7 protein-coding genes are annotated in these 7,185 nt (G+C 74.2%); 2 read left to right on the top strand and 5 right to left on the bottom strand.

The genetic code is table 11. The annotated features are described in order from the left end of the window. The first annotated feature begins 35 nt into the window (after window positions 1-35). Window positions 36-770: a TetR/AcrR family transcriptional regulator gene (locus LCE31_RS03855; RefSeq protein ID WP_225012521.1), complete on the top strand. Its 735-nt coding sequence runs from the start codon at window positions 36-38 to the stop codon at window positions 768-770. A gap of 15 nt (window positions 771-785) precedes the next feature. On the opposite strand, the gene LCE31_RS03860 is transcribed toward LCE31_RS03855, so the two are convergent. The 5 genes from LCE31_RS03860 to LCE31_RS03880 form a co-directional block, all read right to left on the bottom strand. Further along, a complete protein-coding gene (locus LCE31_RS03860; RefSeq protein WP_225012522.1) occupies window positions 786-1,700 on the bottom strand; it encodes a LysR family transcriptional regulator in 915 nt (304 codons plus the stop codon). A gap of 51 nt (window positions 1,701-1,751) precedes the next feature. After that, complete coding sequence (locus tag LCE31_RS03865) at window positions 1,752-2,945, bottom strand: glycine C-acetyltransferase (protein WP_225012523.1); 1,194 nt, start codon at window positions 2,943-2,945, stop codon at window positions 1,752-1,754. A 35-nt stretch (window positions 2,946-2,980) separates the two neighbouring features. Beyond that, on the bottom strand, window positions 2,981-4,009 hold the full coding sequence (tdh, locus tag LCE31_RS03870) for an L-threonine 3-dehydrogenase (protein ID WP_225012524.1): 1,029 nt from the start codon (window positions 4,007-4,009) through the stop codon (window positions 2,981-2,983). Between the two features lie 112 nt (window positions 4,010-4,121). After that, window positions 4,122-5,090 (bottom strand): DMT family transporter, encoded by a 969-nt coding sequence (locus LCE31_RS03875; protein WP_225012525.1) that lies wholly within the window; start codon window positions 5,088-5,090, stop codon window positions 4,122-4,124. After that, complete coding sequence (locus LCE31_RS03880; RefSeq protein ID WP_225012529.1) at window positions 5,087-5,980, bottom strand: phosphatase PAP2 family protein; 894 nt, start codon at window positions 5,978-5,980, stop codon at window positions 5,087-5,089. Before LCE31_RS03880 ends, LCE31_RS03875 begins: the two co-directional genes overlap by 4 nt. Before the next feature lie 406 nt (window positions 5,981-6,386). On the opposite strand from LCE31_RS03880, the gene LCE31_RS03885 reads away from it, so the two are divergent. After that, window positions 6,387-7,028 (top strand): TetR/AcrR family transcriptional regulator, encoded by a 642-nt coding sequence (locus LCE31_RS03885; protein WP_225012526.1) that lies wholly within the window; start codon window positions 6,387-6,389, stop codon window positions 7,026-7,028. The last annotated feature ends 157 nt before the right edge of the window (window positions 7,029-7,185 follow it).

Genomic DNA, 7,185 nt, shown 5'->3' on the forward strand with positions numbered 1-7,185 from the left:
TTATTAGTGCAACCTGGTTGTGTTACCGTTCTCCCATGCAACAGACGGGCTCCCAGCGCGCCCGCAGCGCCGAGGCCAAGAGACAGCGCGAGCGGGCGATCCTCGACGCCGCCCGGTCCCTCGGCGGCGAGCACAGCGTCCGCGAGGTGACACTCACGGACATCGCGGCGGCCGTCGGCATGCACAAGTCCGCGATGCTGCGGTACTTCGAGACGCGCGAGCAGATCTTCCTCGCCCTCACCGCCGAGGCCTGGCAGGAGTGGTCGCCCGCGCTGCGCGCGCGCCTCGGGGACCTGCCCGGCGCGGACCCGGGCGCGATCGCGGCGGTCTTCGCCGAGTCGCTCGCGGCCCGCCCGCTCTTCTGCGACCTGATCGCCCAAGCGCCGCTCAACCTGGAGCGCAACGTCTCGTTCGACTCCGTGTACGCGTACAAGACGGCCGTGCTCGCCGAGGTCGCCGCGGTGACGGCCACGTTGCGCGAGCTGCTCGGCATCACGGAACGCGCGGCCACGGACGTGATCGCGACCGCCACGAGCATGGCCGGGGCGCTGTGGCAGATGGCCGCGGGCGGCACCGGGCTGCGTGCTTTCTACGAAACCCGCCCCGAGCTGGCGCACGCCGTGGTCGATGTCGAACCCCGCCTGGCGCGCATCCTCGCCGCGCTGCTCGAAGGGGTGCGCGCGACGGCGGCGCCGGCCGACGGGCCGCTCACCCCGCAGGCCGACGTCCCGGGCCCGTCCGGCCCCCGCCCCCGTGAGGGCAGTGGCTGACCGGTCCGGGCCGCCTCAGCCGGTCGTCAGGCCCGCCGCCGCGTCGGCCAGCGCCGCGAGCACCGGGGCGATCAGCGGGTGCGCCTCCGCGCCCGTGCGGACGGCGGCGAAGACGCGCCGCGTCGCGTGCGGACCCGCGACCGGACGGACCACCGTGCCCTTCAGCTCCATTCCGCGCAGCGCCGAACGGGGCACCAGCGCCACCCCCGCGCCCGCGCCCGCCAGCGCGGCGACGGCGCTGAAGTCGTCGGAGGCGTGCACCAGACGCGGCTCGAAGCCCGCCTGCTCGCAGGCGAGCCTGGTCACCTCGTAACAGGGGTTGCCCGGCTGCTGGCCGATCCAGTCGTCGTGGGCGAGGGAGGCGATCCGCACCTCGGCCGCCGCCGCGAGCACGTGGTCGTCCGGCAGGACGGCGTCGAACGGCTCCGCGTACAGCGGCACCCGCGACAGCCGTACGTCGTCCTCCTTCGGCGCGCCCCGGTACTCGACCGCGACCGCCACGTCCGCCGCGCCGTCCAGCACCATCGGCAGGCTCTCGTCGCCCTCCGCGTCCCGCACCCGCACCCGGATGCCGGGGTGCGCCGCGGCCAGCGTGCGCAGGGCCGGCGCCAGGACCTCCGCGATGCCCGTGGCGAACGACGCCACGGTCACCTCGCCCGCCGCGCCGCCCGCGTACGCGGCGAGTTCGGCCTCCGCCCGCTCCAGCTGGGCGAGGACCGCGTTGGCGTGCGCCAGCAGGATCTCGCCCGCCGCCGTCAGCCGCACGCCGCGCCCGCTGCGGGTCAGCAGCGCGTGCCCGGTCTCCTGCTCAAGCGCCGCGAGCTGCTGGGAGACCGCGGACGGTGTCAGGTAGAGCGCGGCCGCCGCGGCGGTCACCGTACGGTGGTCCGCCACGGCCCGCAGGACGCGCAGGCGCTTCGGGTCGATCACGCGTCCATTTTGTCAGCCACGGCGCGGCGCGCGCCGCGCGGGAGCGCCGCGTCAGCCGCGCAGCGCCGCGCGGGCGTCGACGAAGGCCGCCACGGCGCGTTCGACGTCCTCGGTGGAGTGCGCCGCCGACAGCTGGACCCTGATCCTCGCCCTGTCCATCGGCACCACCGGGTACGAGAAGCCGATCACGTACACGCCGCGCTCCAGCAGCAGCTCCGCCATCCGGCCCGCCTCACCGGCGTCACCGATCATCACCGGGGTGATGGGGTGGTCGCCCGGCAGGATGTCGAAGCCCTCCTCGGTCATCCGGCGGCGGAAGCGCGCGGTGTTCGCCTTGAGCCTCTCGCGCAGTTCGCCCGCGCTCTCCAGCAGGTCGATGACCGTGAGCGAGGCCGCGGCGATCGTCGGCGCGAGGGAGTTGGAGAAGAGGTACGGGCGGGAGCGCTGGCGCAGCAGCGCGACGATCTCGGCGCGCGCGGCGACATAGCCGCCCGACGCGCCGCCGAGCGCCTTGCCGAGGGTGCCGGTGATGATGTCGACGCGGTCCATGACACCGTGCAGTTCGGGCGTGCCGCGACCGCCCTCGCCGACGAAGCCGACGGCGTGCGAGTCGTCGACCATCACCATCGCGTCGTAGCGCTCGGCGAGGTCGCAGATCTCCGGCAGCGGGGCGACGTAGCCGTCCATGGAGAACACGCCGTCGGTGACGATCAGGCGGCGGCGCGCGTCGCCCGCCTCCTTCAGCCGCTCCTCAAGCTGGGCCATGTCGCGGTTGGCGTACCGGTAGCGGCGGGCCTTCGACAGGCGGATGCCGTCGATGATGCTGGCGTGGTTGAGCGCGTCGGAGATGACGGCGTCCTGCGCGTCGAGGAGGGTCTCGAAGACGCCACCGTTGGCGTCGAAGCAGGAGGAGTAGAGGATCGTGTCCTCCTGGCCGAGGAACGCCGAGAGCCGGGCTTCGAGCTCCTTGTGGATCTCCTGGGTGCCGCAGATGAAGCGTACGGACGCCATGCCGTAGCCCCAGCGGTCGAGCGCGTTCTTGGCGGCGGCGAGGACGTCGGGGTGGTCGGCGAGACCGAGGTAGTTGTTGGCGCAGAAGTTGAGGACCTCCGCGCCCGCGCCGTCGGCGCCGACCCCGACCGAGGCGCTCTGCGGGGTGGTGATCACCCGCTCCGGCTTGAAGAGTCCTGCCTCGCGGATCTCGTCGAGGGTGGCACGCAGGTCGTCCCGTACAGACGCGAACATGTGATGAGCTCCCGGATCGGTGGGCGATTCAGTTGTCAGTGTTCCCAGTCAAGGATGATCTTGCCGCTGCGCGCGGTGGCGGCCTCGTCGAACGCGGCGTCGAAGTCCTCGTAGCCGTAGCTGCCGGTGATCACGGGGGTGAGGTCGAGACCGCCCTCGATCAGCACCTGCATGCCGTACCACGTCTCGAACATCTCGCGGCCGTAGATGCCCTTGATCGTGATCATGTGCTGCACGATCTTCGACCAGTCGACCGGGAACTCCTTGGCGGGGAGCCCGAGCATGGCGACCCGGCCGCCGTGCGTCATGTTGTCGAGCATGTCGCGGAAGGCCTCCGGCCTGCCGGACATCTCCAGGCCGATGTCGAAGCCCTCCTTGAGGCCGAGCTTCTCCTGGGCGTCCGCGATGGTGTGGCGGGAGACGTCGAGGGCGAGCGTGACACCGACCTCGCGGGCGAGTTCGAGCCGCTCGGGGCTGACGTCCGTGATGACGACGTTGCGGGCGCCGGCGTGCCGGACGACCGCGGCGGCCATGATGCCGATCGGGCCGGCGCCGGTGATCAGCACGTCCTCGTTGAGGGAGGGGAAGCTGAGCGCGGTGTGCACGGCGTTGCCGAACGGGTCGAAGATGGCCGCCACGTCCAGGTCGACCTTCGTGCGGTGCACCCAGACGTTCGACGCGGGCAGCACCACGTACTCGGCGAAGGCGCCGTCGCGGCCGACGCCCAGGCCGACGGTGTTGCGGCAGAGGTGGCGGCGGCCCGCCAAGCAGTTGCGGCACTTGCCGCAGACCAGGTGGCCCTCGCCGCTGACGAGGTCGCCGACGGCGATGTCCGGGACGTCGGCGCCCACGGCCGCGACCTCGCCGACGAACTCGTGGCCGACGATCAGCGGCGTGGCGATCGCCTGCTGGGCCCAGCCGTCCCACGCCCTGATGTGCAGGTCCGTGCCGCAGATGCCGGTGCGCAACACCTTGATCAGTACGTCGCCCGGGCCGTGGGGGGGGGCCGGGACGTCCAGGAGCCGCAGCCCTGGTTCGGCGTGCTGCTTGACGAGTGCCTTCATCGGCGGGGCTCCCGGGCGTGACGAGACGGATGATCGTGCTGCGTCACCAATCTCGCCGCAGCGGGCCTCCCCCGTCCATCGAGGATTTCTTAACCGGCCCCACAGAGGATCTTCACGCGCGCTCCGCGCGACGCTTCACCGGCTGCGCGGGCAGGGCCGGCAGGTTCACGGGCTTGGCCGGTCCGGGACGGGCCTCCGGTACGTTCGCGCTGCTCGGCCGGTGCCCGGGGTCGGCGGCGCGGGTCAGCAGAACGACCCCGCGCGCGGCGAGCACCGCGCCCACGCCCGCCGCCGCGATGCCGAGCGGCCCGCCCTGGAGCCGTTCGCCCAGGAGGATGAGGCCGATGGCCGAGGCGGCCACCGGGTTGGCGAGCGTGAGCAGCGAGAGCGGAGCGCCGAGGCCGCCCCGGTAGGAGGCCTGGGCCAGCAGCAGCCCGCCGCAGGCGAACACCGCGACGAGCACGGCCAGGACCGCCACGCCCCACAGCGGCATCCGGCCGCCTCCGTGTGCCGTGAAGGTGACGGTGACGGTCTGGGTGAGCGCGGACGCGACCCCAGAGGCCACCCCGGACGCCGTCGCGTGGCGCAGCCCCGGCCTGGCGCCCGGCAGGGAGAACACCAGCACGGCGGCCAGCGCGGCCGCGGTGGCGGAGACGCCCAGCGCCTGCGGCAGGGAGAGCGCCTCGGACGGGCCGCTGCCCGCGGCGGCCAGCAGGATCGCCGCGAGGCCCACGAGCGTGCAGGCCGTGCCGGTCCACTCCCCCCGGCTGACCTTGCGGCCCGCGCGGTACGCGCCGAGCGGGACGGCCGCCACGAGGGTCAGCGCGCCGAGCGGCTGGACCACGGTGAGCGGCCCGAACGCGAGGGCCGCGACGTGCAGCATCGCGCCGACGACGTTCAGGCCCACGGCCCACCACCACGCGCCGCGCCGCAGCAGCGCCGGCAGCCCGCCGCCGGTCTCGGCTGCGGCCCGCTCCCGCCCGGTGCGGGCGGCGAGGCGCTCCTGTGCGACGGCGGCGACCGCGTAGGCGACGGCGGAGACGAGGGAGAGGCCGGCGGCGGCCAGGATCGCGGCGGTCATCGGTTGGCCTCCGCGCTGCGGGCGATGCCCGCCGGCCGCGCGGTATCCGGGCCGCCGCGGGGCGCGGTACCACCCGGGGCGCCGGGCGTGGCGTGCGCCGCCGCGCCGGGCGGGGATTCACGCCGGTGCGGCAGGTGGCGGCGGACGATCAGGCCGCGGCCCCGTGGCGGCGGCGCGACGGGGACCCGCAGGACGGTGAGCGCGGTCACCAGCAGGGCGGTGGCGACCAGGGTGTCCAGCCAGTAGTGGTTGGCCGTGGCGATGATCACGAACAGGGTGAGCAGCGGGTGCAGCAGCCAGAGCAGGCGCAGCCGCGACGCGGTCGCGGCGATCAGTCCGATCGCGACCATCAGGGCCCAGGCGAAGTGCAGGGAGGGCATGGCGGCGAACTGGTTCTCCACCGAGTTCGCCGAGGGGTCGGCCGCGTACACCGAGGGGCCGTAGACCTGGGCCGTGTCGATGAGGCCGGTCAGGCCGAGCATGCGCGGCGGGGCGAGCGGCAGCAGCAGGTGGAGCGCGAGCGCTCCGCCGGTGACGGCGGTCAGGACGCGGCGTGCCCAGACGTAGTGCAGCGGGCGCTTCCAGTACAGCCAGGCGAGGAAGAGGACCGTGGCGGGGAAGTGGACGGTCGCGTAGTAGGTGTTGGCGAGGTGGACGAGCGTGTCGCCGTGCAGCAGCAGGTGCTGGAGGTCGGCCTCGTCCGGAAGGCGCACGTCGCGCTCCAGGTGCCACACGTCGCGCGCGTTGCGGAAGGCCTCGCCCGTACGGCCGTTCGCGAGCTGCCTGCCGAGCTTGTAGACGAGGAACAGGGCGACGACCAGGGCAAGTTCACGTACGAGAGGCGGTCGCGCGGCGGCCCGTGCGGCCGTGCCCGCCCGGCCGGGACCCAGCGCCCCGGCCGGTCCTTCGAGTCCTACGTCCACGGCCGGTCCCTCGCCCTCCGCGTCCCCGGCCGGTTCTGCGGATTCCGCGGCCCCGGAAGGCCGGCCGGGTTCACCGGCTCCCGCCGGACCGGCCGGCGTCGCGGATATTCGGGCGGACGGACGGGGCGGGCCGACAAGGGAGAGCCTGCTTCGCAGGGCGGGACCAGTCCGGGCGTTCATTCACCCGACCCCTTCGCGTGAGCTGCACGGCGTGCGACGTCGTGGTGCGGTGGCGGCTCGGCACACGCCTCGCCCTAGCGATACGCCAGTGTACCGATACGCGGTCGTATCGGTACACTGGCGTATCGCTATCGAATGCGCATCCGGTCACCGGGCCCCCGTGACCGGTCGCCTCGGCCGGAAGGGAGAGACGATGACGTCAACGCAGCGCCGCTCCAAGATCACACCCGAACGCGAGATGGAGTTCTACCGGGCCGCCCTCGACCTGCTCCGTGAGGGCGGTTACGAGGCGCTGACCATGGAGGGCATCGCCGCGCGCACCCGCTGCGGGAAGTCGACGCTCTACCGGCAGTGGCGGTCCAAGCCGCAGCTCGTCTGCGCGGCCCTGCGCGGCACCCGGGGCGTGAAGCTCAAGGAGATCGACACGGGCAGCCTCGCCGGCGATCTGCGCGCGGTGGCCCGCGCCACGAGCGCGAAGGCCCACCGGGACACGGTGCTGATGCACGCGCTCGTGCACGCCGCGCAGCAGAACCCGGACCTGCTCTCGGCGCTGCGGGAGAACCTGATCGAGCCCGAGGTGGCGGAGATCGACGCCATGGTCCGCCGGGCCGTGGACCGGGGCGAGGTCGCCCCGGACAACCCGGCCATCGAGTTCGTCGCCGTGCAGCTGTTCGGCGTGATGCGCGCGCGGCTCCTGCTGCGGGGCCTCCACGCGGACGAGGACTTCATGGTGCGCTTCATCGAGGCGTCGGTCCTGCCCGCCCTCGGCGTAGCAGCCGGGCCGGACGCGCCGGTCCCCGCGACCGCGCCCGCCGGGGCCGCACCGGCCGGCTGAGGCCGGCCCCACGACGGCGGCCCGGCCGTCGAGCGGAGGACCGGGCCGGGGGGGGGCCGCCCCCCGGGGGGGGGGGGGGGCCCCGCCCCCCCCCCGGGGGCGGCCCGGGGGGGGGGCCCCCGCCCCCCGCCGCGCCCCCCCCCGCGCCGCGGCCCCC

This window comes from Streptomyces sp. 8L (assembly GCF_020176795.1).
In the GTDB taxonomy this organism is placed as follows: Bacteria; Actinomycetota; Actinomycetes; order Streptomycetales; family Streptomycetaceae; genus Streptomyces.

Bases quoted from the DNA above. Each gene is read 5' to 3' on its own strand.
- LCE31_RS03885 (WP_225012526.1), top strand. From the start codon at position 6,387: ATGACGTCAACGCAGCGCCGCTCCAAGATCACACCCGAACGCGAGATG.
- LCE31_RS03865 (WP_225012523.1), bottom strand. From the start codon at position 2,945: ATGTTCGCGTCTGTACGGGACGACCTGCGTGCCACCCTCGACGAGATC.
- LCE31_RS03875 (WP_225012525.1), bottom strand. From the start codon at position 5,090: ATGACCGCCGCGATCCTGGCCGCCGCCGGCCTCTCCCTCGTCTCCGCC.
- LCE31_RS03855 (WP_225012521.1), top strand. From the start codon at position 36: ATGCAACAGACGGGCTCCCAGCGCGCCCGCAGCGCCGAGGCCAAGAGA.
- tdh (WP_225012524.1), bottom strand. From the start codon at position 4,009: ATGAAGGCACTCGTCAAGCAGCACGCCGAACCAGGGCTGCGGCTCCTG.